The sequence below is a fragment of the Bacillus sp. LK2 genome, from assembly GCF_001043575.1.
GTDB lineage: Bacteria > Bacillota > Bacilli > Bacillales > Bacillaceae_G > Bacillus_A > Bacillus_A paramycoides.
The window spans coordinates 96,881-123,477 of the sequence record NZ_LDUK01000001.1 but is presented as its reverse complement, the minus strand read 5'-3'; the positions used below and the strand labels follow the sequence as shown (position 1 = coordinate 123,477).

Below are 26,597 nucleotides of genomic sequence, written 5' to 3'. Positions count from 1 at the left end.
TTGCTTTCATTGTAATAGGAAAGAGAAGGGGGTTCATTGACTTAAATCAAGAGAGGGGAAGTTTAGTGGAATTTCCATCAAAAAAAGATGCATGGTTATATCCAATTTTCTAGTTGTTATTGGTGCATGCATTGCTCCAATCTTTGCAGGGAGAGAATATTTTCTTCTGTTTTTTACAATTCCGTTAGCTATGGTACTTACTTGGAGCTGGTTTACGACAAAGTATATTGTGGAGGAAGAAGTAATTATTATTAAATCAGGACCTATTAAGAAGCGGATTTTCATAAAAGATATAAAGAAAATTTCTAATACGAAAAATCCGTTAGCAGCCTATGCACTATCATTTGATCGATTAGAAATTCTATACGGATCATATGAAACAGAACTTATTTCTCCAAGAAATAAAGAAGAATTTAATTCGTTGTTAAAAAGAAAAAATCCTCAAATAGAAATAAAGTAAGAGAGTGGCTTCGTATCCACTCTCTTTATTTTACTTTGGATTTGTCATATAAGATTGTACGTGAACGATACATAATTCACGGAATTTTCCTTCGGCAGTTGTGACAATAACAACTGCTCTTCCCGCACTTTTTCCTGTAATTGTTACAGTCTCACCTTTTGGATATATGGTGATGACGTCGGAATTCATATTTGTCCATATAAGCTCTTTATTCGTTGCCTGCATTGGTAAAACGGAAGCTGATAAATCAGCGCTTTGTCCCATTTTTATTTTTAGCTTATTTTTTTGTATATGAATACCAATTACAGATATAACAGAAGGAGCAATTGAAATTTTAGGTGGATTTGGTTGTATGTTTAAGCAAGAAGCAGAAGTATTTGTGATAGGTGAAAATTTTCTTATATGTTGTCGCTGTAAAGATGCTAACATTTTGGAGTCCCCTTTCTGTATAAGTGCCGATATTAATAATATAAAGGAAGAATGTTATAGTAAATTTAACGAAACATAAAGAAATTGTTAAATTCGAGAAGAAAACTGTCTATAATTAAAAATAACCTCCGCTTGTATATTAAAAGCGGAGGTTATTTTTATAGGCTATGTTGTTTTTCAAAATCCTCAAATTGCTCTTCAACTTCTTTTGAAGGTTGTGTTAGTAAACTAACAATTACGATTACTAGTAAACTAATAGTGAAACCAGGAATCATTTCATATAAGAAGTCTTTTAAGAATTTAAATTGTGTCCATATAATAACAGTCGCGGCACCAGAAATCATACCAGCAAGCGCGCCCCATTTCGTCATACGTTTCCAATATAAGCTTAATAAAATAGCAGGTCCGAATGAAGAACCAAATCCAGCCCAAGCGTATCCGACAAGAGCTAAAATCGTATCATTTTGTTTAAACGCTAATGCGCACCCAACTAAGGCGATAACAAGTACAGCCATACGACCGACAAATACAAGCTCTTTATCAGAAGCAGAACGTTTAAAGAATGTACGATATAAATCTTCTGTTATAGCACTAGAAGTAACGAGCAACTGAGATGAGATTGTACTCATAATAGCTGCTAAAATAGCTGCTAATAAAAATCCAGTAATAAGTGGATGGAATAAAATTTTTCCAAGTTCAAGGAAAATTGTCTCTGGGTTAGATAATGTCAGCCCTTGTTGTGAATAGTAAGCAATACCGATAAGACCAGTAAACATAGCTCCGACAACAGAGAAAATCATCCAGCTCATACCAATTCTTCGTGCGCTTTTAATTTCTTTTACAGACGAAATTGCCATAAAGCGTACGATAATATGAGGTTGCCCAACATAACCAAGACCCCATGCGAATAAAGAAATAATTCCTAAAGTAGAGGCACCTTTAAAAATATCTAAACGTGTTGGATCTACAGATCGAATTGTATCAAATGCAGGTCCAAGTCCGTTCGAATTCATAATTGTTACGATTGGAACAAGAATAAGAGCAATTACCATAATGATTCCTTGCACGAAGTCTGTCCAACTTACTGCTAAGAAACCACCAAATAGTGTGTAAGCTACAACAACGCCTGCGACAATGAATAATCCAACATGATAGTTCATACCAAATGAATTTTCAAATAATACAGCGCCTGAAACTAATCCTGAAGCTACATAGAAAGTAAAGAAAATCATAATAACAAGTCCGGATACTAAGCGTAGCATATGAGATTTGTCGTGGAAACGGTGTTCCAAAAATTCTGGGATAGTAATAGAGTTGTTTGCCATTTCAGAGTAGGTACGTAAGCGAGGAGCGACATAAAGCCAGTTTGCGTATGCGCCTAGTGTTAGGCCGATCGCAATCCAACTACTACTTAATCCAACGCTAAACATTGCACCGGGTAATCCCATTAAAAGCCAACCACTCATATCGGATGCTCCAGCACTTAATGCTGTTACTGCGGGGCCTAGTGTACGCCCGCCAAGCATATAATCTGTTAAGTTGGACGTTCGTTTATAGGCGAAATAGCCGATTACTAACATCCCGAGCATGTAAATAGAGATAGAAGTTAAAGTTAACATCTGCGTACTCATGTAGTTCCCCTTCCTTTTGTCATGTCTTTTGATGCATTTTGCATATGTATAATCTATCATGATTATTCAGAAAAATCCATGTGAAAATATGAATTTTCTGAAATGTAAGCGTTTTTTGACAATGATTCACTTTTGTAATATATAATTTTCTGACAAAAAACCTTAATTTTAATAGAGTATTTATTATATTTACATAAAAACAGGTTGTTTTGTCAATATAATATTGAATGAAGAAAAAATATTTTTTTCAGAAAAAGTATTGACTTATTTGAAAAACGAGGAATATAATGAGTGCAACTTAAAAAAATGCAAGCGTTGATGAAGAAGAGTACACATGATGAACATGTCAGAGAGCTGATGGTTGGTGCGAATCAGTATGGAATTGATGTGGAATGGGCTTCGGAGCTTCCAAACCGAAACGAAAGAAGTAGGCTTTGGCGACATGATCTCATCGATACAAGAGACACGTATTGTTTTTGATACGGTAAAGTGCGTTACATTCGTAACGAATTAAGGTGGCACCACGGGAGTACCCGTCCTTTCTATAGGATGAGTACTCCCTTTTTGTGTATAAAAAATTGTTGAAAGCCTTATAAAAATTAAATATGTTAAATCGTTTAAGTAAGAAGAGTACGTATAATGGAGACGTTACAGAGAGCCGGGGATAGGTGGGAGCCCGGTGCGGTGCCATATACGGAATGGGCTTACGAGAGGTATGCTGAACAATTGTTTTCAGTAGGCAACCCGGGTTCCGCCGTTACAAGGATAAGGTATATATTTTGTACCTGAATAAAGCGGGATGCTTTTGCATCCAACATGAGGTGGTACCACGGTAAATTTATCGTCCTCTACATATTTCGATATGTAGGGGACTTTTTTATTTTTCAGAGTGAGGTGAAAGGCATGATGACGAAAGAAGAATTTATGAAGCAAAAAGAACTAGGAAAACCATTTTTAATAATTGCTGAAGAAGAAGGAGATAGCATTACGCCAATTTCTTTATATAGACGTATGAAAGGAAAGAACAAGTTTTTATTAGAAAGCTCACAGCTTCATCAAGATAAAGGACGCTACTCTTACTTAGGGTGTAATCCATATGGAGAAGTGAAAAGCGTTGGTACAGTCGTAGAAATAACGTTAAATGGTCAAACTGAAAAACTTCACAAAAATGTATTACACGTATTAGAAGAAACGCTCGCACCAGGGCAAGTAGAGAGTCCATTCCCGTTTTGCGGAGGAGCGATTGGATATATCGGCTACGACGTAATTCGGCAATATGAAAATATAGGAGAGGAATTAATTGACCCATTAAATATCCCAGAAGTACACGTACTACTGTATCGCGAGTTTATCGTTTACGATCATTTACGCCAAAAATTATCGTTTGTATATGTATACAAGAAAGACGATTCTGGCTCCTATGAAGAAGTCTATGAAAGATTACAAGTATACAAAGAGGAAGTACTAAGTGGAGAAGAGGCCGTGGTAAGTGAAGTGCTATCACCTTTATCATTTACTTCTTCAGTAACTGAAAAAGAATTTTGTGAAATGGTAGAAACAGCGAAAGAATACATTCGGGCCGGAGATATTTTTCAAGTTGTATTATCTCAGCGTTTGCGAAGTGAATGTAAAGGAGATCCATTTGCATTATACCGGAAACTTCGGATTGCGAATCCATCGCCATATATGTTCTATATCGATTTTCAAGATTACGTCGTTCTCGGTTCTTCACCAGAAAGTTTACTGTCAGTAAGAGACGATAAGGTGATGACAAATCCGATTGCTGGTACGAGGCCGAGAGGGAAAACGAAGCAGGAAGATGAGGAAATCGAAAAAGAACTGTTAGGAAATGAGAAAGAGCGAGCAGAGCATATGATGCTTGTAGACCTAGGCCGAAATGATATTGGCAGAGTAAGTGAAATTGGCTCTGTGACGATAGATAAATATATGAAAGTAGAGAAATACTCTCACGTTATGCACATTGTATCTGAAGTTTACGGAACATTGCGAAAACAAATGAGTGGATTTGATGCATTAGCGTATTGTTTACCAGCTGGCACAGTATCAGGCGCTCCGAAAATTAGAGCGATGGAAATCATCAATACATTAGAGCATGAAAAAAGAAATGTATACGCCGGAGCAGTTGGATATATTTCATTCTCAGGAAACCTTGATATGGCGCTAGCAATTCGAACGATGGTTGTGAAAGATGAGAAAGCGTACGTTCAGGCAGGAGCGGGTATCGTCTACGATTCAGACGCGATAGCTGAATATGAAGAAACATTAAATAAAGCGAGAGCGCTTTTGGAGGTAATGAAATGATTGTACTTATCGATAATTATGACTCATTCACATATAACTTGTATCAACTGTTAGGCGAGTACGAGGAAGAAATTGTTGTCGTAAGAAATGATCAAATAACAATTGAACAATTAGAGGAGATGAAGCCGAAAGGAATTGTGCTCTCACCAGGACCTGGGAAACCAGAAGATGCCGGGGTTTGTATTAAGATCATTCGTCACTTTTATAAGAATGTTCCCATCTTAGGTATTTGCCTTGGTCATCAAGCAATTATATCTGCATTTGGAGGAGAAATTGTTAGAGCAGAGCGCATTAAACACGGAAAAACATCGCGAGTGAAACATAACGGAACGTCAATCTTTTCATACGTTACGCAGCCGCTTACGGCAATGCGTTACCATTCACTCGTCGCGGCGCAAAATAGTTTGCCAAAATGCTTTGACGTATTAGCGACAGCGATGGATGACGGAGAAATAATGGCGGTTTGTCATAACTATTATCCACTCTTCGGATTACAATTTCATCCGGAATCAATCGCAACAGAAGAAGGCGGAAAATTAATACGTGCCTTTTTAGCACAAGTGAAAGAGGAGGAAAGAGTATGAACAGTTATCTTCGAAAATTAGTAGAGGGACAGCATTTAACAGAAGAAGAAATGTATGAAGCAGGGCTCCTTTTATTAAGTGAAAACATATTAGAAAGCGAAATCGCTGCCTTTTTAGCACTGCTGAAAGCGAAAGGAGAAACAGCAGAAGAAATATACGGTCTCGTTCGTGCTCTTCGTGAAAAGGCATTGCCATTTTCAAATCATATAAAAGGCGCGATGGATAATTGCGGCACAGGTGGTGACGGTGCGCAAACATTCAATATTAGTACAACATCGGCATTCGTACTTGCAGGAGCTGGCGTAAAGGTTGCGAAACACGGAAACCGTGCTGTTTCTAGTAAAACAGGAAGTGCTGATTTATTAGAAGAACTCGGTGTAAACATTAGCTGTACGCCGGGTGAGATTGATTACTTATTAGAAAATGTAGGAATTGCCTTCTTATTCGCACCAGCGATGCATCCAGCATTAAGACGCATTATGAAAATAAGAAAAGAATTAAACGTTCCGACGATCTTTAACTTAATTGGGCCTTTAACGAATCCAGTTAATTTAGAAACACAATTTGTCGGTATTTATAAACGAGATATGTTATTACCCGTAGCGGAAGTATTGCAGAAACTTGGCAGAAAACAAGCGCTCGTTGTAAACGGAAGTGGATTTTTAGATGAAGCATCATTACAAGGCGAAAACTACGTCGCCATTTTAAAAGATAATGAAATAATTGAAACGAGTATTGCACCAGAAAACTACGGTTTTTCAAGGGTGAAAAATGAAGAAATTAGAGGCGGGAATTCAAAAGAAAACGCAAAGATTACGCTCGGAGTATTAAGCGGAGAAAAAAACGTATACCGCGATACCGTTTTATTAAATGCAGGGCTTGCTCTTTTCGCAAACGGAAAAGCGGAATCGATTGAAGAAGGAATTAAACTAGCGGCACATAGCATTGACTCTGGAAAAGCATTAGAAAAATTAAACTTATTAATTACAGCAAGTTATGAAAAATTAGAAAGGGTGAATTAAAGTGGGGACGATTTTAGACAAAATTGTAGAGCAAAAGAAAGTAGAAGTTGCGGAGTTATATGAAACGTATTCACCAGTAAAAGCAAAAAGGCAAACACACTCACTTGTAAAAGCTTTAGAGCAGTTTACTGTAATCGCAGAGGTGAAACGAGCGTCTCCATCAAAAGGTGATATAAATTTACATGTTGATGTACCAAGACAAGTTAAAACATATGAAGAATGTGGTGCTGGGGCGGTTTCCGTTTTAACAGATAGTCAATTTTTTAAAGGATCGTTTCACGACTTACAAACTGCAAGAGCAGAAAGTAACATTCCGCTTTTATGCAAAGACTTTATAATCGATAAAATTCAAATTGATAGGGCGTATGAAGCAGGAGCAGATCTTATTTTATTAATCGTAGCGGCGTTAACGAAAGAGAAGTTAAAAGAGCTTTATAACTACGTACTAGAAATAGGATTAGAAGCGATTGTTGAAGTTCATGATGAACGAGAACTAGAAATTGCAATTGAATTAAATCCACATGTTATTGGCATTAACAATCGAAATTTAAAAACGTTCGAAGTAGATGTAAGCCAAACAGAAAAGCTCGGAAAACGATTGAATGAGGAAAAATTACTATGGATTAGCGAAAGTGGCATTCATTCAAAAGAGGATATTATTCGCGTCAAAAGAGCTGGTGCAAAAGGTGTATTAGTTGGTGAAGCACTTATGACAACATCTTCTATTAGCAGCTTTTTCGATGAATGTAAGGTGAAAATATGAAAGTGAAAATTTGCGGTATTACGGATGTTGAAACAGCGAAAAGTGCGTGCGAATACGGTGCAGATGCAATCGGATTTGTTTTTGCAGAAAGTAAACGGAAAATCACTTCCGAGCAAGCGAAAGAAATTATTCAGGAACTTCCAGCGCACGTTTTAAAAGTTGGTGTTTTCGTAAATGAATCAGTAGAAATGATCCAGAAAATTGCAAAGGAATGCGGGTTAACACATGTGCAGTTACATGGGGATGAGGAAAATTATTACATTAGAAGATTGAATATTCCGTCTATAAAAGCGGTAGGAGTAGTTGCGGAGAGTGAAATTAAAAACGCAAATATATACGAAACTGATTATGTATTATTTGATAGCCCGAAAGAAAGGTTTCATGGAGGAAATGGTAAGACATTCTCATGGGAGTTACTCGCACATATGCCAAACGAGTTGCGAGAGAAAACGATATTAGCTGGTGGATTAAACATCCTTAATATAGAAGAAGCGATTCGAACCGTTCAGCCCTATATGATCGATGTGAGCAGTGGAGTAGAGACAGAAGGAAAGAAAGATATAGAGAAAATAAAACAATTTATACAAAAAGCGAAGGAGTGTTCCAAATGAATTATGCATATCCAGATGAAAAAGGTCATTACGGTATATACGGAGGACGATACGTTCCAGAAACGTTAATGCAATCCGTATTAGAACTAGAAGAAGCATATAAAGAAGCGATGCAAGACGAAGCGTTTCAAAAGGAATTAAATCATTATTTACAAACGTATGTTGGAAGAGAAACACCGCTATATTTTGCGGAAAATATGACGAAGTATTGCGGCGGGGCAAAGATTTATTTAAAGCGTGAAGATTTGAATCATACAGGAGCTCACAAAATTAACAATACAATTGGCCAGGCACTTCTTGCGGTAAGAATGGGTAAGAAAAAAGTTGTCGCTGAAACAGGGGCTGGACAACATGGAGTTGCAACAGCTACTGTATGTGCACTTCTCGGTTTAGAATGCGTCATTTTCATGGGAGAAGAAGATGTAAGACGTCAAAAATTAAATGTGTTCCGAATGGAATTGCTCGGAGCGAAAGTAGAAAGCGTAGCGGCCGGTAGCGGCACATTAAAAGATGCTGTGAACGAGGCGCTTCGTTACTGGGTTTCACACGTGCATGATACGCACTATATTATGGGATCAGTTCTCGGACCACATCCATTCCCGCAAATTGTCCGTGATTTCCAAAGTGTAATTGGAAAAGAAACGAAAAAACAATATGAAGCGCTAGAAGGGAGATTACCAGAAGCAGTCGTTGCTTGTATTGGCGGTGGTAGTAACGCGATGGGAATGTTTTATCCGTTCGTACACGATGAAGAAGTGGCTCTTTACGGCGTAGAAGCAGCTGGAAAAGGGGTCCATACAGAAAAGCACGCAGCGACTTTAACGAAAGGAAGCGTCGGTGTTTTACATGGGTCAATGATGTACCTTCTGCAAAATGAAGAAGGACAAATTCAAGAAGCGCACTCTATTTCGGCAGGACTGGATTACCCGGGTGTTGGACCAGAACATAGTTTACTAAAAGACATCGGCCGCGTTTCTTACCATTCGATCACAGATGATGAAGCGTTAGAAGCGTTTCAATTATTAACGAAAAAAGAAGGCATTATCCCGGCATTAGAAAGTTCACATGCTGTTGCATACGCTTTAAAACTAGCACCGCAAATGAAGCAAGACGAAGGACTTGTCATTTGCTTATCCGGCCGTGGTGATAAAGATGTAGAGAGCATAAAACGTTATATGGAAGAGGTGTAAAAAATGGGAGTAGAAAAAATTAAAGCAGCGTTTGAAAATGGCAAGAAAGCATTTATTCCGTATGTAATGGGTGGAGATGGTGGCCTTGGAAAATTAAAAGAACAAATCCGTTTTCTAGATGAAGCGGGAGCAAGCATTGTTGAAATTGGTATCCCGTTTTCAGATCCAGTCGCAGACGGTCCAACGATTCAAAGAGCAGGAAAAAGAGCGTTAGATAGCGGTGTAACATTAAAAGGTATTTTTCAAGCATTAGCTGAAGTGAGGAAAGAAGTACAAATTCCATTTGTACTCATGACATATTTAAATCCAGTACTCGCATTTGGAAAAGAACGTTTCATCGGGAGTTGTCTTGAAGCAGGTGTGGATGGTATTATCGTTCCAGACTTACCGTATGAAGAACAACATATTATTGCGCCGCTTCTCCGCGATGCGAATATCGCTTTAATTCCACTCGTAACCGTAACGAGCCCAATTGAGCGGATTGAAAAAATTACGAGTGAATCAGAAGGATTCGTCTACGCTGTTACAGTAGCGGGGGTAACGGGAGTACGTCAAAACTTTAAAGACGAGATTCATAGTTACTTAGAAAAAGTAAAATCACACGTCCACTTACCAGTAGTTGCAGGATTCGGTATTTCAACACGAGAACAAATAGAAGAAATGATTACAATATGCGACGGTGTTGTCGTAGGAAGTAAAGTCATTGAGCTGTTAGAAAATGAAAAGCAAGAGGAAATATGTGAGTTAATACATGCAGTAAAACAAAAAGAAGAGGCGTAAGTCTCTTCTTTTTGTTTCCTTTAAGAAATGTTAAAATATACAGAAAATACATATAGTTTAGAGGGTGAGAAGGCATGCTAAGACGTAAACTATTATATCTTCTGCTAACAGTACCACTATACGCTCGGCTCATTAGCATGACGAAAATAGAATTATTGGCTCTATTTCTAGGGTATGTATTCATCTTTTCCAACTTAAAGCGGATTCAAGAGCAATCTATTTTAGAAGTATGTATATTTTCAATTATTATAGAACTATTTAGTATCGTTTCGATTGTATTATTAAACGAATTATTCCGGGGGATTCATTCATTTGCATTAATGAAATTTGGGAATATTGTACTGCAAGTAGTATGCACTTATATTGTGTTTGCTGTTTTAGAAAAGATGCTTGGGCAGCAGACGGTTTTTCAGGATAAATAAGAGGCCTACTGTTAATAGGGGCCTCTTACTATTTTAACCTAATGGGTTCTCGCCGAAACGCTCCCATAACTTTGGAAAGCGCTCCGCTAGTTCATCTTCATCATCTTCCCAATCGAATTCCAGTTCAGGCATAGATGAATCATGCCCTTTTTCATCTAATAGGGATTCAAATTTATTCCACAGATCATCGTCCCATTCTGTATCACCGATTTCTTTTAAAGAGAAGGCTTCAAGTCCGACAGATAGCATTTCCTCGAATTCTGGAATAAGCTCATCTTCTTCATAAAACTCCGGAATTAAGTTTGCTAGGGACTCAGGGTGTTCTACTGCGGATTCAAAGATTTCTTGTCCACATGCAATAAGCCAGCCTCTAAAGTAATCAAACGAATCATCAGAGCATCCACCTAAAATAATATAAGCGCTAGCCCATAGGTTAGACGTATAAGATTGCTTTAAAGCGTTTTGGAGATGAATCTCAAAATCTATAATTTCACTTGTAGGCTTTTTAGATAATTGTTTAATTAACCAATCACTCGTTTCGTCTTTTGTATTCATTTCAGAAATAAATTGCCAAAATTGATCTTTATTCATATGTATAACACCTCGAAAAAATGTATTTCTTAAAGTGTAACATTTTTTCGGTTATTCACTTCATTAACAATAACGAGAAAAACTGTTATAAAATTAATTGAAAATTATAACACCTGTTATATAATAGTTAAAATTGCATTTTTTACGAAATGAGATGATAGCATGGCAATATTGTTGGCACTTATCCCGATTATGATGATTTTCATTTGTTTATTTTTGTTTAAACAAACGTCATTAAGAGCCTCATTAATTTCTTATGCCGTTTCTGTCGGAATCGTTTTACTCTCGCCAACGTTTCAATTAGGGATAAATGAAACTGTACACGCAACGATTAAAGGTTGGTTAATTTGTTTTATTGTCGGATACGTTTTGTTTTTCGGTATTTTTTTATTTCACCTCATGAATAAAATGGGGTATATCGATCAAGTAGCGAGATTTCTAGAACAAGTCACGCATGATCGATTATTGCAAATGCTTTTTATGTGTTTTGGTATTTGTCCACTTATTGAATCAGTAAGTGGGTTCGGAATTGGCTTTATGGTCGCAGCACCTATTTTTCTTTCTCTCGGCTATAAACCATTTCAAGCTGTGCTACTCTCGTTTATCGGCTTACTTGCAAGCTCATGGGGCGCGATGGCGACCGGTACAATTATCGGTTCTCAGCTTATTAACATGCCGCTCACAACTCTTGGCGCAAATACAGCATTATTAAGCATCCCGATTTTTGCATATTTTATCTTCCTTTCTTTATATGTTGTCGGTGGCTTTCAGGCGGTTATAAAAAAGTGGAAGGAAGGAGTAGGTTTCTTTCTATTATTTTCTATAGGAATCTATCTTTCTAACGCGTACGTAAGTGTTGAATTAGCAGGGATATTAAGTTCTATCGTTACAATTACATTTGGATTTCTTATCATTAAATTAAAAGGGAAAAGTGAGCAAAACCTTTTAACGGAACATGCGGCTGCTGCAGAGAGAGAAGTATCCATTATAAAAATTATTAGCCCTTATATCTTTTTAACAGTTTGTATTTTACTTTCTCGCCTCGTTCCAGTATTACATGATTCGCTTAGGTCATATGCGGTTCTCGATTTAAAATCATACTCTTACAAATTAGAAATGCTGTATTCGCCAGGATTTTGGCTCGGTATGACTTGTTTATTTACAATTATTTTCTTCCGCATTCCATCTACTATTATTAAACAATCAATCTCACAAACGATAAAACAATGGATTCCTTTCGCTATTACAACGACGATGTTCATTGCAATTTCAGAACTAATGGGAGCATCTGGTATGCATTCATTACTCGCAAAAACAGCTGGTGAAACATTTGGTACCTTTTTCGTTTTCGTTGCGCCATTCATCGGCGGAATTGGTGGCTTTTTAACAGGTAGTAACGCAGGATCAAATGCGATGTTTATAAAACTGCAAATGCAAACAGCTCAAAACGTAGCACTCCCGTGGCAATACGTCACAACGCTTCAAAATACCGCATCATCAGTAGCGACAATCGCTTGTCCATCACGTATTACACTTGGTGCTTATTTATGTAATATCCCTTATCGTGAAAATGAACTATTAAAGAAAACGACGTTAATGATTTTTGGTGCGGTGTTACTTGTAGTGATAGAAGTTATTTTTTGGTACGTATTGATAAAGTGAAACTTTAATTAGTCGGGAGCGTTTTACATCCCCCACTAATCATTAGTTGAACCAATCGGGCTTTTACGGGCAGTCAGGCTCCCGCTGGATTTTTTTTTGTGGGGGTCTTACTGCCCGTTAATGCGGGATAAAGTGAAAAATCCTCCTAACATAGGAGGATTTTCTTTATGATTGGATAATTTGTAAGTATGTAAAGCTGCTACTAAATGAATAGGAGATGAAAGAGATGCCCTTAAAAAACTACGGTGTGTTAAAAGGTACAGTTATACAATCTAAGATAGGAAAAGGGAAAACACCTCATTATCAAGTTCATTTACAAGGCGAAGTAGGAGTAGATTATCGCATTGCAATTAACGTAAAGTCGCAAAGTTATCCGTCAGAAGTTTTATATTTTGCGAGCGAACATATTGATTCAGAAGCTATTCGAATTTTACCGACATTACCGTTTGGATTTACGGAAGTGAAAAATAACGAGCCGAGAGTTGCCTTAGATTATGTAAGGGGTAATTTATTTCATTCAAAACAAATGATTCCTTTGCCAGCTGAAAAATCGGGATCTGATAATGATTTAAATGAGAAAATAGAACATTATATAAAAAGAGCAATAGATGAGAAAGCAATTATTTATGCGTTTGGTGAAAGGTGGGGACCGGAAGAAAAGGTTCCGGATTCATATTTCCACTTTACACCTGGAAACGGTATACACGATATTCATATGAATCAAGGGAATGTAGAGAAATGGCAAGGTGATGACGGTATATGGCAAGATGGAGGTTTGCTCATTCATTTTGAGAAGAGGGAAGAGTGGATAGGTATTTTCCTTGCCTTTCAGTCACAGTCATGGTGTACCGATGAAGAGGGGCATGCTCGTGTTCCGGTTGAGAATTGTGATTATAGAAGTGAGAGATAGTTTTTTATAAATAGAAAGACCATCGCAAGTTAGATGGTCTTTTTTTGAGGGGATACAATTATTTACAATTAGATTTAATTTGATATGATTGAATAGACTGAAAATTATAGGCGGAGGGGGATAAAATGACAGAAAACAAACCGAAAGTCCTAATACTAGGATCATGCCATATGAGTGAGCATGAAGAATTATTGTCGGACGAGAGACAAGCTGAAATCACAGAACTTGTTTCTATCGTGCAGAAGTTCCAGCCAACAAAAATTGCAGTTGAAAGCATTACAGATAATCAGGATAAATTAAATGAGAATTTTAAGCAGTACAAGTTAGGTACATATGAATTGGCATTAAATGAAATAGATCAAATTGGTTTTAGAATGGCAGCAAACTTAAAACATGAACAAGTATATGCAATTGATTGGATGGGTGGAAGTGATGTTGTTGACTTCTGGGATGTACATAAATGGGTGGAAGAAAATCAGCCAGAACTATTCGCAGAAATATTTAGTTTAGTACCAGAAATGGATTTAACAGATACTAAAAGTGTTCTAGAGTTTTATCAAGAAATGAATAATCAGGTAATATTTAATCAGCTACATAAGTTATATGTAAATATGGCACGTATCGGTGATTTTGGTCATTATGTTGGAATGGAATGGCTAACGTGGTGGTACAAAAGAAACTTAATCATGTATTCGAATATCGTTCGCTTAATTGACTCACTTGAGGAGCGCATTTTATTTATAGTGGGTTTGTCGCATTATTCGATTGTGAGTAGGTTTCTTGAAGAAGGGGAAAATTGCGAAATAGTATCACCAGAAAAGTATCTTTATGAAAAACATGTATTGAAATAAAAAGGTATCCAAATTTTCTTTGGATACCTTTTATATTTAAAATGAACGCCCTCTTGTCATCTTATAAAATATAAGACTCACAAGTGTAGAAATACATGAGAAAAGCAGCGCTACACTAGAAAACGCAATGAGATACATATTATATTTCAATACTTTACCAATTAGTTGGTTACTATCGTACTGAAAGAGTCCCGCTATTATATTGAATAAAAATAATACGATAAACATGACGATGACACCGTCTATTGATCCTTTAATGTCTGGTTTACTTAAAGCGATATGTGCGGAAATACAAATAGCGATAAATAAAAATAACCAAAATGAAGGATTTAATAAATTGTTTAGCGTAAATAAACTTTTCAATAATACAAACGTTGATAGTAGCATGTTTTGGACCATTTCTACATTAATAGAAGTAGAGGCAATCGTTTTTTCGAGAGTTGTATTAAATAGAGAATATGAATCTGGTACGAAATAACGCATTAAAAGGATTAATGCAGTAATACCAGAAATAATAGGGCCGATTCCAATAAAGAAATTCCCAATTCGCTGATATACACTTTTTTGATTGTATTGGTGTTGTACGTAACCTAGAGCACCTTGACTTGTATCTGTTGGGAAGAACTGCGTTGCTACAATTTTATGACGAAATAGTACGCACATAATTGCATGTCCAAGTTCATGAATAGGAACACCAATCCACGCAGTTAATAGGAATCCTTTTCTTCCGAAAGCCCTCGACCAATACATTCGTGTGAGAGATTCTAAATAACCTAATAGAAATCCAATTACAATGATGACTCCAATTAAAGAAAATAGTTGGATCACACTTGTAAGGAGTATTTGAAAAATTGAGTTTACAAATTCCATTGTCTTTCATCCAATCTGTTTAAAGTTTCACTGTATTTGCTATGTTTCATAATAGCATTATTTTTCTAGATTACTAGTACATATATTTTCTTTCGAAGGGAGGATTTCATAATCTTTTTCTTGTAGTCATGTTTTATGTCCAAAGTCATATATTGAATCTGTAACACCCTATAAGGTATATGCTTAAGGAGGGATGAGAGAATGAAATGTCCGGCGTGTAGTACAGAAAATGCAGCGGAGGCAAAGTTTTGTGGGAATTGTGGACATTCGTTAACGGAAGAAGCGGAAGCAAGTGGTACACAGGAAGAAGGGCAACTATCGCATGCAGCGCAAGTAAAGGAAAGTCGGCCGAATGAAACGGTAGAGCAAGCGAAAAAATTTGCAAGTGGTTATTTTCAGTTCTTTCAAAATGCGTTAAAAGCACCGACAGCGATTATGAAAAGTGGAAGTATTGAAGTGCGAAATGGGATAGTGAGTCTTGTGCTTATTTGTTTTTTAGGAGCATGTATATTTTATAGAATAATGAGCGCAGCAACAGCCGTTACGAGAACATTTGCACCAGATATATCTACTCCCACATTTTTTGGAGAATCTGTAACGGTCTTTTTATTTTTATTAATTTTAACTTTATTTGTCGGATTTATTATTTTTGTAAGTGGTAAGATGATGAAATCATCTTTTTCTTTTCTTGAAGTATTCGGTATATGGGGAACGATAGTGACTCCGGCTATTGCTATATTAGTCCTTTCGTTTCTTTTTAGTTTCTTATTAATCTTTTTCTTACCGATATTACTATGGGTAGCTACAACATATATAGGGATTAGTATAATTGTAGCTATATTAAAACTAGACAACGGCGGCTTAGATCCTGTTTACACACTTATTATCGCAAATGTTTTCATTGGGATTGCAACATGGATTGTACTTTGGTCTTACATTAACACGATAATTCAAACCTTTACCAGAGGATTAACTGGCTTCTAATGAAAAGGTGGTTGAACGGATGAATGTATGTACAAAGTGCGGAACTCAGTTTGAAGACGGAGTGCAATTTTGCCAAAACTGCGGGACGAAGAGGGGACGTCCTGTAGTACAAAAGCAGAAAATGGGCAAAGGGACAAAAATTGGAATTATACTTTTAGCACTTTTTGTGATAGTAATGGGCGGGTTGTATATGTATGGTGGGTCATATTATTCGCAATCAGCGCAAGTAGACCGTATGATTACTGTTTTACAAGAGAGGAACGGGGAGCAGCTGGCTGAGATGGTCACGACAGATGATCCAGCGGTTATTGTAACGAGAGAGAGTTTAGCGCCTCTATTTTCATATATAAAAGAAAATCCGTCTTACGTTAATGAATTGAAAGGTTATATGAAGCAAGGACAAAAGCAGGGTGAGGGAATAGAAAGAGTAGATTTTTCTTTAACAAAAGACGGGAAGTATTTCTTTTTATTTGATCGGTATAAATTGAAAGCGAAGACGTATTATGCAACGTTACTTACAAATGAAAAAGATACATTTTTAAAGGTGAACGGAAAAGAGCTTGATAAGACGAATGATAAAAAGTTTGAGAAGCAATATGGACCGTTTCTTCCAGGGGTACAACTGTTTCAATCAGAATATAAAAATGAATATGTGAAACTATCTCGTGAAGAAAAGGTTGTACTTATGAAACAAAGCCAAAATAATGTAACGGTAGATTTAACGTTACAAGGACAATATATTACAGTCCAAACGAATGCGCCTGGTGCGACATTATATGTGAATCAAAAGCCAGTTACAATGTTGACCGGAGAAGAGATTACGTGGGGGCCTATATCTACTGATGGAAGTGCAACGATTTATTTAGAACGAAATGGTGAAAACGGAAGAGAAATGACAAAGGTGGAAACTGTCACCGCACTGTCGACTTATAGTCTTCCATTTCAAAAGAAAGGTGCAGAAAAAACAGTTATTTACAATGTCACCCCGCCAGTTACGACTCAATATGTATATAATGGTTTCATTTTCCCTGATAGTGATATTCGTAAATTAACGAGTGCGGATTTGGGATATTTAACGAAAGAACAATTGAAAATTGCTAGAAATGAAATATACGCAAGACATGGACATATTTTTCAAACGAAAGATATGCAAACGTACTTTTCAAAACAGTCTTGGTACAGAGAAAATCCGTATTTTACAGGAGCGTTAACTAATATTGAATCTTATAATGTTGAACTTATCAAATCAAGAGAATAGAGTGCGTGAAAAAGGTACAGTGCATATTACTGTACCTTTTCTATAGTTATTTAGCTGGATTGGGATCTCTTGAGAAAAAATATGAAAGAGGAATGTGACTCTGCTTGCTTTTCCTGATGTACTAGTCTGTACATTGGATAAAGGACTAGATGTTAAGGCTGCTTCAGAATGGGGTGGTACGACTATTTTAATTGTATCATCTGATCCTGCTGATGTAGTAACCGTTATTGTATCTGGAGATAAGTTAATAATTTTAACAGTACCGACCGGAAATATGGACTTACCGGCGTGTGATGCTGAGGCGAAGCGAGTGGCTTTCCAAATATCTTGTGCCACAAATTTGTAGAGGGAATTCTCTTTCTTTACAATAGAAGTAGGTGTTATTTCTATAAAATATGGAAATCGTAAAGAGTATGTAAAAAGAAGGAGTGGTAAAGTGAACTATGTCATTATTGGCGGAGATGCAGCTGGTATGAGTGCAGCGATGCAAATTGTTAGAAACGATGAAACTGCGAATGTTGTTACGCTAGAAAAAGGTGAAATATATTCATACGCTCAGTGCGGACTACCGTATGTGATTAGCGGTGCTATTGCTTCAACTGAAAAATTAATCGCACGTAATGTAAAGACATTTCGAGATAAATACGGAATAGATGCGAAAGTGCGTCATGAAGTAACGAAAGTGGATACTGAAAATAAAGTTGTGTATGCAGTACATACGAAGACGAAAGATGTCTTTGAATTTCCATATGATCGATTATTAATCGCGACTGGTGTACGACCTGTTATGCCGGATTGGGAAGGAAGGGACTTACAAGGTGTTCATCTTTTAAAAACAATTCCGGATGCTGAGCATATATTAGACACGTTACAAGCAAATAGTGTTGAGCAAGTAACGATTATTGGCGGCGGTGCAATTGGTCTAGAGATGGCAGAAACATTTGTAGAACTAGGAAAGAAAGTAAGAATGATTGAGCGAAACAATCATATTGGCACAATTTATGATGCCGATATGGCGGAATATATACATAAAGAAGCGGATAAACATAATATCGAAATTTTAACAAATGAAAATGTAAAAGCGTTTAAAGGAAAAGAGAGAGTAGAGTTAATTGAGACGGATAAAGGTACGTATAAAACAGATCTCGTTTTAGTATCTGTCGGTGTACAGCCAAATACTGATTTTCTTGAGGGGACAAATATACGTAAAAATTATAAAGGTGCAATTGAAGTAAATGCTTATATGCAAACGAATGTGAAAGATGTATATGCAGCAGGAGATTGTGCAACACATTATCACGTTATAAAAGAGATTCATGATCATATTCCAATTGGAACGACCGCAAATAAACAAGGGCGACTTGCAGGGCTAAATATGGTTGATAAACGAAGAGCCTTTAAAGGTACTTTAGGTACAGGAATTATTAAATTTATGGATCTTACATTAGCGAGAACGGGATTAAATGAAAAAGAAGCGAGCGGATTAAATATTCCGTATAAAACAGTAAAAATAGATTCAACAAATATGGCAGGCTATTATCCGAGTGCTACACCACTTTATTTGAAATTACTATATCGTTCTGATACGAAACAATTATTAGGCGGGCAAGTAATTGGTGAAGAAGGTGTAGATAAGCGTATTGATGTTATCGCAATGGCACTTTTCAATAAAATGAGCATTCACGATTTAGAAGATGTCGACTTAAGTTACGCACCACCATATAACAGCGTTTGGGATCCAATTCAACAAGCGGCAAGGAGAGCGGAATAGCACTTTTTAAGTGCTATTTTTTCGTTAAAGGGGAATGATCATTTTTGTCGAATAAAGAGGATTGGGAAATAGTTACATATAGGGAAGGGGATCATTAAAAATGGCTGTAGCACTTCAACAAGTTCAAGAATCAGAAAAAACGATTTTACGTAATTTGTACTCACTATATCTTCATGACCTCTCTAGGTTCACTACTAATATAACTATTGGAGCGGATGGTTTTTTTGAATACGAAGATTTGGACACGTTTTGGAAAATCGACGGACTCACTCCTTATTTCATAAAAGTTGATAATAGTATCGTAGGGTTTTTATTGTTATTAGAACGTCCATTTTTGAAGAAAGAAAACGACTTTGGTATTAATGATATTTTCATATTGAATCAATATAAAGGAAAAGGAATGGGTAAACAAGTTATTGAGAATTTACTAGAAGAGAAACGAGGACAATATTTCGTTATCGAACTTGTGAAAAATGTACCAGCAGTTTCGTTTTGGAAGAAAGTATATAAAGAATTGAATATTGAATTTGATGAGAGAGAGCAACTAATTGATGATGAAGAATGTCTCGTTCAGACGTTTAAAATATAATGAAATTGGTGCTCTTTACAATTACTTTGAAGTTTAACTTTATCCGCGTTAACGGGCAGCCCGATTGTGGTGAGGGCTAATAATCAGTGGGGGATGGGCAAAATCCTTGCTGATTAAAGTTTCACTTTATTTTGAATATAGCGTTCACCCTTGAAAAGTATAGTAGTTATCGCTTATATTGTCATATAGTATTTGTTTTTTTAACAAGCAATGAACGAACCAGGGGGTACAACATGGCAATAAATATGAAAACAATCGAAGAATGGATTGCTGAATCAAATACAAGACATGAAGAAGACTTTGGACACGTTGTTGAAGAGATGAAAGAAGTATGTGTCGGACTTGATAACGCGACGTTAATTTATACGAAAAATGTATTTTGTTTCGGCAAGAAAGCAGAAGTATTTTTCTTCTTCCAAGATCACGTTGTTATCGGACAAGAGAAGGAAGAGTATGTCGAAGTTGAGAAGTTAAAGTATGCTGATATTACAAATAGTAATTTAAAAACAAATGATAAAAATACTACATTAGAATTGAAGTTTTCTAATGGAAAAGCTATCAATTTAGATAGTTTAAATGATAACTACGGTACGAAAAACTGGTTATTTGCAAGACAAATTAAGAGTATCTTTAAATTAATCTAGTAAAAAAGCAGGCCTTGAACGGCCTGCTTTTTTACTTGTTTCCTATTAAACAAAGGCAACCTCTCTCCTCATAACATTTCACACCTTTAAATCCTGTTTTATAAAAGAGGTTTACTAATTCTTCGGTCGCTTTAAATGTATCCATATGATATTGGATTTTGAAAGTTTCAGCGACTAATAAAAAGGATCCGTTCGGTTTTAAGACGCGAAACACTTCTTTTATATCGTGTTCAACATCAGGCCAAAAGTAGTGGGTTTGAAAAGCGGTAATGAGATCAAAGAAGTCCGGATGATATGGAATAGAGGAGACGCTTGCTTGATGAATAATTACTTTCGCTGCTTTTACATCCTTCATATTTGCTTTCTTTGAGTTTTCAACAGCTTGATTGGAGTAATCAATCCCATATATTTTCCCATGGGGAGTTAATCTTGAAAGTGTATGTATTGTTTTACCACCTCCACAACCAATATCTAAAATAATTGCATCTTCACGTATATGTATTTTTTGTAAAGCCCAATTTGTTAGTCTCGTATGTGCAGCATTCATAATGCAAAGCATAGAGGAACCGATTGTCCCACGAGGATTTTTCGCTTGCTCGATTAATCGTTGTAAAATACTCAATTCAAACTCTCCTTTTATATAAGAATATGTACTTATTTCGCTTCTAATAATTTAACTCCTTTAAAAAAGCACGCCATCAATTGGCGTGCTTCTAATTATGCAAGTATCCTTTTAGCCAATTCCGCGCCCGATACGCTCCAACTGGAATTTGAATGAGCGACGTTTCATTTCTGCCATCTATTCCATACAATTGATTACATAAATTTGTATCGAAACTAAGTAAAGGGTGACCGCCCATTCCCATAGCAGTCGCAGCTAAAACGAGTTTATGAACGAGTATACCAGCTTCCATTTGGTGAATACGGTATCCTCTATATCCTAATTCATTTTTATAGTAATCCTTATTTCCAATTACATGTAGACAAAGTGGTGCTTGAAACAGATTTACGTTATCCATTGTCATACTGGATTGGAGGGGATAACGAAGGTCTCCATGCCGTATTGGCTGTATGGAATGTGTTTGACTGTTATAAGCGTAAGCGCCGTTTTCTATATCTTTTACGTTATAAAAGCATCCATATAATGAGACTCGTGCATTTTCATTTAAGTAATTACCATCAAGATCGTTGTAATAAGGGAAGGAGAGGCTCGCTTCTTGTAGTAAAGTAGCGAGCTCGACTGCATCCCATTTCGTTAAAATGAAGTCGGCATCAGGTGAATATCGTTTTTTACAAAGGTGCAAGAAATCATATGATAAACGTTCTACTTTTGGTAGTTGTAAAGTGTGGGCATTATATTGATGTCGTTCTTCATGAGTTAATGTTTGGAAGTGTTCTGTCGATTCAATCATAGATGTCGCGTTTACTTTTGTTATCATCGGATATTCATCTACATGTTTTGAGCGAACGAAATGCTCATGTGTTAAAGGCGGAATTTGCTGTAGTAAGTCATGAGAAGTAACTGTTTTATTTTCATGATGATCATCGTGAAACCAATCTGTATGTGGTTCTGTACTTAAAGGAACGACCGCGTATACACTTTCTTCATTTTCTGATAGTCCGAGTAAATGATTAATTGCCCGGTCTAGAAACTGAAAATATACCCCATTTGTGTAGCCGAATTGTTTTGCGCATTCAAGCAATTGTCCGATTAGAACACCACTGTCTAATCCTTGGAGACGATATGAAAAGTTATTGTATTTAAAGAAGTTTTTCCAAAACATAGTAGATACAAATGCAGCGCCAAAACAAGAATGTATGTTGCAACGATTGCCGAGTGCTTCTGTAAGATAAGAATCAAAATTTCCTTCACGAAGTAAGATGAGACGATGATGTGCGGCATCATAATGGTAAATTCCATCTGGATAATGATCAATCTTTAAATACATATATAATTCATTTGGATATAAAGCCCCCCCTGAAGGGATGAATCTTCGGAATAGAGTCGTTGTTTTATTATGTTCTAGGCTAGTAGTAGGTTGGCATAATTGTGTTAAACCAAACGAGTACCAAAGATAATGACCGATTTCCTCTAAGTTAGGTTTAGTAGAAGGATTACGTAATGTTAACGGGACTTCTAAAGAGAGAGGGATGACTGGTAAATTTCGATATAATTTATAAGGAAGTGGCGCATCTTCCCAATCAATCTCTTTATCGGGCGGCATAATTTCATTAATAGAGAAATGGAGATGGTGTAAAAAAGTATCTAGTTGCATCAAATTCCCTCCTTACTATAAATTATGGAAACGGATGCGGATGTGGATTTAATCCCTCATTCGTTAAAGGTTCATTTGTATAGCCGAGTGTCATCGGTACGGTATAGACTCTGTCTAGTCCTGTAAGACGAGTGAGGTGGTGACCAAACGTCATCGGTAACATACCTGGAATAATTACTTTTACACAACGTAATCCATTCTTTTCTATGAGGGGGACAGTTTGATCTACAACAATTACTTCAAGCCCAGATTGATGTAGTCGGTTTAAAAGTTGATTCAGGTCAGATGTTAAATCCATATCAAATGATTGTAATGCATTCACTTCTTGGAACGTTTGCACCGGAGCATCGTCACGTAAAAGGAAGTGAAGACGTTCTTCAGCTTCTTTCAATCCGTATAGCATACTATGATCGCCCATTTGCGTAACAAGATAAGGATCGCGTAAACAGTTTTCATATTTTTCTTTGTTTTGATTCAGATCATCATCTGATATAAGTAACATGCCAGCTATTTCATGAATCGCAGTTTTGATTGCTCGAATGGGCTCCATATGAGCACCACCAGCACAGACGAGATTCATCCCATCTTGCCTCGTGTTTTTCGCAATCACCCAAATGCTCGGAATACCGTGTTCCATCGTTGCGTTGAAAACGTGTAATTCATATCCAGTAATCGTACGCAAGCGCTCAATCATTAATTGTAATTCAGTATCCTCTGCGGAACTAAGATCAAGACGAGGAAGAGGTAATTCTGCATACCATGTGAGTAAAAAAGCATCACGCTCTACGATTTCTAATATGCCATGAAAAATGGCCTCTTCTAAACTACCACCAATCGCACATCCATTTGATGTTTCATACACAAAAGCATCTCGATGACCAAGGCTATAATAGGCGATTGATTCTGGGACTAGAAGTGGTCTATCTTGTGATAAAGAATATCCCCATACCCAACTTTGCTGATGATCAGGATCAAACGGTTTAAATGGAAAAGGATCACGATTATAATGTTCATTTGTATGTACACCAAGTGTGAGGGGATTCAGTGCGATATCCTCTAGTTCACGAAAACTACCATGTACATTTGTCTTTTTGCCACGAGGTGACATGCCGCAATATCGTTCTAATCCTTCCAAAATAGCAGTTGATTCACTGAGTGCGAATGAATTAGTTCGGCCCGCGACACCTTCATTCCCAAACATTAACGGCATATTTATAATGACATCAGCGAACGGTAATAAAGAATGCTGCATTTTGCCGTTTAAAATTCCGGTTCGATAATCTAAATAATCTTTCGTTAAAAATGTGTTTAGCTCATGAATCGAACGACAGCGATACGCTTCACTGCTCGTTTTCAAACTCGGTTGTAAAGAAATCTTTGATGCATCGGCTGTATCGTCAGACAAATTGCTACATACTGGACAGAGAGGATCTGGAAGAAAGGAATGCCGGGTACATTGTAATGTTTGTAAGTCTAGTAAAATAAGTTCGTTTTCTAAAGAAGAATGTTCAGTAGATAATATTTTCTCTGTTTCAGCATGAATGAGCTGGCACATTTGTAAAATTCCATTTTGGGTGGCGCGTACATCACGCCTCGTCACATCATTTGCTTTTAACGCATATTTCCGCTGTAATTCCCACATTTCTCGTTGATCAAAGCCAGCTATAAAGCGACGGCCATCAGCGCAGTTGGTACATCCTGTGGCAAGAGGATGAATGTAAGGGCCAATAATCCCTTCACCAAATGAAGTGAACCCCCGAAGCCATGGAATATTACTTGAGCGAAAGATAAGTTCAGCATCATGATGAACGGAAGAAGGAGAGCCGTCATGTAATACAAGAGCGAGATGAATATTTTCAGGGAGAGTTTCTGTAATTGTATGTTGGCGGATGATGGAGTATTGTTTACACAATTGATCATGTACATAGTCTGCGAGTAGGCCATCTCCTATTAGTAGTATGTTTTGAGTCATTTGCTTTCACCCTCCTCAATTAATACCCCATATACACCATCTAAGTTATCTTTTAGAAATGACTCAATTGCTAAATCAAAAACGAATGGATAAAAATTGTTTTCTGCTAAATTTTGCAGGGCAACTTGTAAAGACTGTACGCCTGGAACTTCTTGCTCTTCTTGTATTTCTACCCTAAAAGAATCAGTACTACATAAAATAATGGATGATTCTGGCGAAATATTAGCTCTATAAGGAACCTCTTCATTTTGAATATGAAGGAGTGCTTGTTGCAGAGCGTTTCTTAGTGCCAATGTCATATTAATATTTGCTGCACCATACCATCTATCATTTATACCGACCCAAACGACAGGAAAACCGAGTAATTCCTCACTCATTCCAACTTTAGGCGTTTCATGAATTGTAGAGAGAGCATTGTAGTAAAACCTACAATGGTTATCATGTATTTCGGTTAAATCGAGTTCTGTAATTTCTTCTAGCATATGTGATTGCCGTTCACACAATTTATTATTTAAATGTTTTTGTAGTGCACGGTATACACCTTCTGTCATCGTTTCACCAGCACCAATACCGATATCATTATGTTCAGGAATAAGACGATGAATGATTTCCTCTACATATGTTTCAACCCCTGTTAAACCAGCTTCGCGGCGTGCTTCATTATGAGTTAATCCACCACAAGTTATAGTAGGGAGGAGAGCGCTAGGTCCGTCTGATAATGGATTTGCGACTTGAATATAGCACTGTGATAAAGGTAATTGATATAAATTTTGTTCATCCCACATATGGAATATACCAGCTTCTCTAGAAGTTAATGTATCAAAAAAGCGGAAAATTTCAGTTGAATCAAATTGTTCGGACCGATGTGCAAGGTTTTCAGGAAGATTTTGCACTGTATCAATTGTAAAGCTTTCATCAGTTGCGAGAGGATGCTTTATAAAGGGATGCCACTTTCCCTCAAGTGTTTCAAAGTTTAATAAATAGAATTGCGGGTTATTCTGTCGATGTGAATCGTCAGCGACATGCTTAAATAATTCAAAAACGATAATATTTGCTAACATTGCACCTGTAATTGGTGAGAAAGGCTCTGTTGGATTTTCATTTTGTAAAGTAGTTTCATGTAGCCGATGCCATGCTGATTCCCAGCATTCTTCACGCTCTGCTATTACGACAGGTCCAGCTAAACCGATTCTTGATAAGCATATAGCAGGGATGAAGTTTTTCCCTTCATCTCTACAAATAGCATGTATTGCTCTTAAACTTTCAATATCTCCATTTTGAGAAACGTATAAAATCCAGTCAAAAGGCTCGAATACTTCATGTAAAGGACGATCGATTGTAGTATCTATTTCTTGTATAAGTACATGATCATCATTTGCATAGGCACGTTCTATTAGTTCATGAATTCGATCGTAGTTTGTTTCGGCACGATCTGTAACAAGATAATGAAATGTAGGTAAGCCGGATTCAAGCAAAGAAGAAACTAGGGAAGTAAGCATATCCCCAGAACCAATTATAAGTACATTTGCTGTACGGTACGTTTGGAATTTTAAAGCACCTGAATGGGAATCAGCTTCTAAAAATTCAATTTGCGAAGCATATCTGTCGAGCAGTGCATCGTTTAATTCGTGAGGAGCATCTTGGCTTACATCACGAACGAAACCATTTTCATATAAAATCTCTCCAATTTCAAACACTCGATTTTGATAGGGGAGAGGGAGACCATCCGTCAATTCCTCTAAAGAGTGATTACCATTAAACATAGGCATTAATTTCTCAATCCAGTTATAAATTCCATCACCATCCATACGGAATGAACTGGAGTTATTTCGAAAATAGACACCCCCGTTTGAATCGGGGAGGAAGAAAGTATCTTTATTTATTTTGAGTTTCGTGTGAGTCGGAAGAGTACTCATTTTTATCCCCCTTATGTTTTGTAAACATACATTATTAGTCTATGTAGTGCGATTTGTCCCTTATGAGCATAAAAAAAGGCTGTAGAATG

24 protein-coding genes, 2 pseudogenes and 2 other annotated features are annotated in these 26,597 nt (G+C 36.8%); of the genes and pseudogenes, 17 read left to right on the top strand and 9 right to left on the bottom strand.

All coding sequences use genetic code 11. The features are described 5' to 3' along the window. Positions 1-65: 65 nt before the first annotated feature. Positions 66-460, top strand: a pseudogene (locus VK90_RS00640) (PH domain-containing protein). A gap of 30 nt (positions 461-490) precedes the next feature. On the opposite strand, the gene VK90_RS00635 reads toward VK90_RS00640, so the two are convergent. Beyond that, entirely contained in the window at positions 491-889 is a 399-nt protein-coding gene (locus VK90_RS00635; protein WP_002170878.1) for an Ig-like domain-containing protein, read from the bottom strand. Between the two features lie 158 nt (positions 890-1,047). Next, positions 1,048-2,520, bottom strand: coding sequence for a sodium/proline symporter PutP (putP, locus tag VK90_RS00630; RefSeq protein ID WP_048369608.1), 1,473 nt, complete (start codon positions 2,518-2,520; stop codon positions 1,048-1,050). 306 nt (positions 2,521-2,826) lie between these two features. Further along, positions 2,827-3,064: a binding site (T-box leader), on the top strand. Between the two features lie 63 nt (positions 3,065-3,127). Then, positions 3,128-3,372, top strand: a binding site (T-box leader). A gap of 51 nt (positions 3,373-3,423) precedes the next feature. On the opposite strand from putP, the gene trpE reads away from it, so the two are divergent. The 8 genes from trpE (at position 3,424) to VK90_RS00585 (ending at position 10,214) form a co-directional block, all read left to right on the top strand. Then, positions 3,424-4,842, top strand: a complete 1,419-nt coding sequence (trpE, locus tag VK90_RS00620) for an anthranilate synthase component I (RefSeq protein ID WP_048369607.1) — start codon at positions 3,424-3,426, stop codon at positions 4,840-4,842. Next, positions 4,839-5,426 carry an aminodeoxychorismate/anthranilate synthase component II gene (locus VK90_RS00615; protein ID WP_048369606.1) on the top strand — a complete coding sequence of 196 codons (588 nt, stop codon included), beginning with the start codon at positions 4,839-4,841 and terminating at the stop codon, positions 5,424-5,426. Before trpE ends, VK90_RS00615 begins: the two co-directional genes overlap by 4 nt. Continuing rightward, complete coding sequence (gene trpD / locus VK90_RS00610; RefSeq protein WP_048369605.1) at positions 5,423-6,448, top strand: anthranilate phosphoribosyltransferase; 1,026 nt, start codon at positions 5,423-5,425, stop codon at positions 6,446-6,448. The genes VK90_RS00615 and trpD overlap by 4 nt, the downstream gene beginning before the upstream one ends. A 1-nt stretch (position 6,449) precedes the next feature. Continuing rightward, positions 6,450-7,211, top strand: a complete 762-nt coding sequence (gene trpC / locus VK90_RS00605; protein ID WP_048369604.1) for an indole-3-glycerol phosphate synthase TrpC — start codon at positions 6,450-6,452, stop codon at positions 7,209-7,211. After that, entirely contained in the window at positions 7,208-7,822 is a 615-nt protein-coding gene (locus VK90_RS00600; protein WP_048369603.1) for a phosphoribosylanthranilate isomerase, read from the top strand. The genes trpC and VK90_RS00600 overlap by 4 nt, the downstream gene beginning before the upstream one ends. Continuing rightward, entirely contained in the window at positions 7,819-9,012 is a 1,194-nt protein-coding gene (gene trpB / locus VK90_RS00595; RefSeq protein WP_048369600.1) for a tryptophan synthase subunit beta, read from the top strand. Before VK90_RS00600 ends, trpB begins: the two co-directional genes overlap by 4 nt. A 3-nt stretch (positions 9,013-9,015) precedes the next feature. Beyond that, positions 9,016-9,792, top strand: coding sequence for a tryptophan synthase subunit alpha (gene trpA / locus VK90_RS00590; protein WP_048369599.1), 777 nt, complete (start codon positions 9,016-9,018; stop codon positions 9,790-9,792). 74 nt (positions 9,793-9,866) lie between these two features. Then, positions 9,867-10,214, top strand: a complete 348-nt coding sequence (locus VK90_RS00585) for a DUF4029 domain-containing protein (protein WP_025149177.1) — start codon at positions 9,867-9,869, stop codon at positions 10,212-10,214. Between the two features lie 33 nt (positions 10,215-10,247). Here VK90_RS00585 and VK90_RS00580 read toward each other — a convergent pair whose 3' ends face one another. Beyond that, a complete protein-coding gene (locus tag VK90_RS00580; RefSeq protein WP_048369596.1) occupies positions 10,248-10,805 on the bottom strand; it encodes a DUF4240 domain-containing protein in 558 nt (185 codons plus the stop codon). A gap of 162 nt (positions 10,806-10,967) precedes the next feature. On the opposite strand from VK90_RS00580, the gene VK90_RS00575 reads away from it, so the two are divergent. The 3 genes from VK90_RS00575 to VK90_RS00565 all read left to right on the top strand — a co-directional run bounded on the left by VK90_RS00575 (position 10,968) and on the right by VK90_RS00565 (position 14,228). Beyond that, positions 10,968-12,467, top strand: coding sequence for an L-lactate permease (locus VK90_RS00575; protein WP_048369594.1), 1,500 nt, complete (start codon positions 10,968-10,970; stop codon positions 12,465-12,467). Between the two features lie 217 nt (positions 12,468-12,684). After that, complete coding sequence (locus tag VK90_RS00570; RefSeq protein ID WP_197088192.1) at positions 12,685-13,377, top strand: DUF2278 family protein; 693 nt, start codon at positions 12,685-12,687, stop codon at positions 13,375-13,377. A gap of 125 nt (positions 13,378-13,502) precedes the next feature. Further along, the gene (locus VK90_RS00565) at positions 13,503-14,228 is read left to right on the top strand and encodes a DUF5694 domain-containing protein (protein ID WP_048369591.1); all 726 of its coding nucleotides are present in this window, start codon (positions 13,503-13,505) and stop codon (positions 14,226-14,228) included. 36 nt (positions 14,229-14,264) lie between these two features. Here the strand turns inward: VK90_RS00565 and VK90_RS00560 are convergent, their stop codons facing one another. Continuing rightward, a complete protein-coding gene (locus tag VK90_RS00560) occupies positions 14,265-15,098 on the bottom strand; it encodes a hypothetical protein (protein ID WP_048369589.1) in 834 nt (277 codons plus the stop codon). A gap of 201 nt (positions 15,099-15,299) precedes the next feature. Here VK90_RS00560 and VK90_RS00555 point away from each other — a divergent pair, with 201 nt between their 5' ends. Further along, positions 15,300-16,082: a zinc ribbon domain-containing protein gene (locus VK90_RS00555; protein WP_048369587.1), complete on the top strand. Its 783-nt coding sequence runs from the start codon at positions 15,300-15,302 to the stop codon at positions 16,080-16,082. A 19-nt stretch (positions 16,083-16,101) separates the two neighbouring features. Then, a complete protein-coding gene (locus VK90_RS00550) occupies positions 16,102-17,340 on the top strand; it encodes a TcaA 3rd/4th domain-containing protein (protein ID WP_048369585.1) in 1,239 nt (412 codons plus the stop codon). A 46-nt stretch (positions 17,341-17,386) separates the two neighbouring features. Here the strand turns inward: VK90_RS00550 and VK90_RS30070 are convergent. Then, positions 17,387-17,673: pseudogene (locus VK90_RS30070) on the bottom strand (hypothetical protein); the annotation flags it as partial. A gap of 103 nt (positions 17,674-17,776) precedes the next feature. On the opposite strand from VK90_RS30070, the gene VK90_RS00540 reads away from it, so the two are divergent. The 3 genes from VK90_RS00540 to VK90_RS00530 all read left to right on the top strand — a co-directional run bounded on the left by VK90_RS00540 (position 17,777) and on the right by VK90_RS00530 (position 20,344). After that, positions 17,777-19,111, top strand: coding sequence for an FAD-dependent oxidoreductase (locus tag VK90_RS00540; RefSeq protein WP_048369582.1), 1,335 nt, complete (start codon positions 17,777-17,779; stop codon positions 19,109-19,111). A gap of 100 nt (positions 19,112-19,211) precedes the next feature. Next, positions 19,212-19,700 (top strand): GNAT family N-acetyltransferase, encoded by a 489-nt coding sequence (locus tag VK90_RS00535; protein WP_048369580.1) that lies wholly within the window; start codon positions 19,212-19,214, stop codon positions 19,698-19,700. A 233-nt stretch (positions 19,701-19,933) separates the two neighbouring features. Next, complete coding sequence (locus VK90_RS00530) at positions 19,934-20,344, top strand: DUF3908 family protein (RefSeq protein WP_048369578.1); 411 nt, start codon at positions 19,934-19,936, stop codon at positions 20,342-20,344. A 31-nt stretch (positions 20,345-20,375) separates the two neighbouring features. Here the strand turns inward: VK90_RS00530 and VK90_RS00525 are convergent, their stop codons facing one another. The 4 genes from VK90_RS00525 to VK90_RS00510 all read right to left on the bottom strand — a co-directional run bounded on the left by VK90_RS00525 (position 20,376) and on the right by VK90_RS00510 (position 26,508). After that, a complete protein-coding gene (locus VK90_RS00525; protein WP_048369576.1) occupies positions 20,376-20,966 on the bottom strand; it encodes a class I SAM-dependent methyltransferase in 591 nt (196 codons plus the stop codon). Between the two features lie 91 nt (positions 20,967-21,057). Then, complete coding sequence (locus VK90_RS00520) at positions 21,058-22,620, bottom strand: SagB family peptide dehydrogenase (protein ID WP_048369573.1); 1,563 nt, start codon at positions 22,618-22,620, stop codon at positions 21,058-21,060. Positions 22,621-22,642: 22 nt separating this feature from the next. Then, positions 22,643-24,592, bottom strand: a complete 1,950-nt coding sequence (locus VK90_RS00515) for a TOMM precursor leader peptide-binding protein (RefSeq protein WP_048369571.1) — start codon at positions 24,590-24,592, stop codon at positions 22,643-22,645. Then, positions 24,589-26,508 (bottom strand): putative thiazole-containing bacteriocin maturation protein, encoded by a 1,920-nt coding sequence (locus VK90_RS00510; protein ID WP_048369568.1) that lies wholly within the window; start codon positions 26,506-26,508, stop codon positions 24,589-24,591. The genes VK90_RS00515 and VK90_RS00510 overlap by 4 nt, the downstream gene beginning before the upstream one ends. Between the last annotated feature and the right edge of the window lie 89 nt (positions 26,509-26,597).

What these genes read in the sequence shown, in the direction of transcription:
- VK90_RS00550 (WP_048369585.1), top strand. Translation starts at nt 16,102, where the DNA reads ATGAATGTATGTACAAAGTGCGGAACTCAGTTTGAAGACGGAGTGCAA.
- VK90_RS00520 (WP_048369573.1), bottom strand. Translation starts at nt 22,620, where the DNA reads ATGCAACTAGATACTTTTTTACACCATCTCCATTTCTCTATTAATGAA.
- VK90_RS00515 (WP_048369571.1), bottom strand. Translation starts at nt 24,592, where the DNA reads ATGACTCAAAACATACTACTAATAGGAGATGGCCTACTCGCAGACTAT.
- putP (WP_048369608.1), bottom strand. Translation starts at nt 2,520, where the DNA reads ATGAGTACGCAGATGTTAACTTTAACTTCTATCTCTATTTACATGCTC.
- VK90_RS00580 (WP_048369596.1), bottom strand. Translation starts at nt 10,805, where the DNA reads ATGAATAAAGATCAATTTTGGCAATTTATTTCTGAAATGAATACAAAA.
- trpB (WP_048369600.1), top strand. Translation starts at nt 7,819, where the DNA reads ATGAATTATGCATATCCAGATGAAAAAGGTCATTACGGTATATACGGA.
- VK90_RS00585 (WP_025149177.1), top strand. Translation starts at nt 9,867, where the DNA reads ATGCTAAGACGTAAACTATTATATCTTCTGCTAACAGTACCACTATAC.
- VK90_RS00510 (WP_048369568.1), bottom strand. Translation starts at nt 26,508, where the DNA reads ATGAGTACTCTTCCGACTCACACGAAACTCAAAATAAATAAAGATACT.
- VK90_RS00565 (WP_048369591.1), top strand. Translation starts at nt 13,503, where the DNA reads ATGACAGAAAACAAACCGAAAGTCCTAATACTAGGATCATGCCATATG.
- trpA (WP_048369599.1), top strand. Translation starts at nt 9,016, where the DNA reads ATGGGAGTAGAAAAAATTAAAGCAGCGTTTGAAAATGGCAAGAAAGCA.
- VK90_RS00615 (WP_048369606.1), top strand. Translation starts at nt 4,839, where the DNA reads ATGATTGTACTTATCGATAATTATGACTCATTCACATATAACTTGTAT.
- VK90_RS00600 (WP_048369603.1), top strand. Translation starts at nt 7,208, where the DNA reads ATGAAAGTGAAAATTTGCGGTATTACGGATGTTGAAACAGCGAAAAGT.
- VK90_RS00635 (WP_002170878.1), bottom strand. Translation starts at nt 889, where the DNA reads ATGTTAGCATCTTTACAGCGACAACATATAAGAAAATTTTCACCTATC.
- VK90_RS00555 (WP_048369587.1), top strand. Translation starts at nt 15,300, where the DNA reads ATGAAATGTCCGGCGTGTAGTACAGAAAATGCAGCGGAGGCAAAGTTT.
- VK90_RS00570 (WP_197088192.1), top strand. Translation starts at nt 12,685, where the DNA reads ATGAAAGAGATGCCCTTAAAAAACTACGGTGTGTTAAAAGGTACAGTT.
- VK90_RS00530 (WP_048369578.1), top strand. Translation starts at nt 19,934, where the DNA reads ATGGCAATAAATATGAAAACAATCGAAGAATGGATTGCTGAATCAAAT.
- trpD (WP_048369605.1), top strand. Translation starts at nt 5,423, where the DNA reads ATGAACAGTTATCTTCGAAAATTAGTAGAGGGACAGCATTTAACAGAA.
- VK90_RS00560 (WP_048369589.1), bottom strand. Translation starts at nt 15,098, where the DNA reads ATGGAATTTGTAAACTCAATTTTTCAAATACTCCTTACAAGTGTGATC.
- VK90_RS00575 (WP_048369594.1), top strand. Translation starts at nt 10,968, where the DNA reads ATGGCAATATTGTTGGCACTTATCCCGATTATGATGATTTTCATTTGT.
- VK90_RS00535 (WP_048369580.1), top strand. Translation starts at nt 19,212, where the DNA reads ATGGCTGTAGCACTTCAACAAGTTCAAGAATCAGAAAAAACGATTTTA.
- trpE (WP_048369607.1), top strand. Translation starts at nt 3,424, where the DNA reads ATGATGACGAAAGAAGAATTTATGAAGCAAAAAGAACTAGGAAAACCA.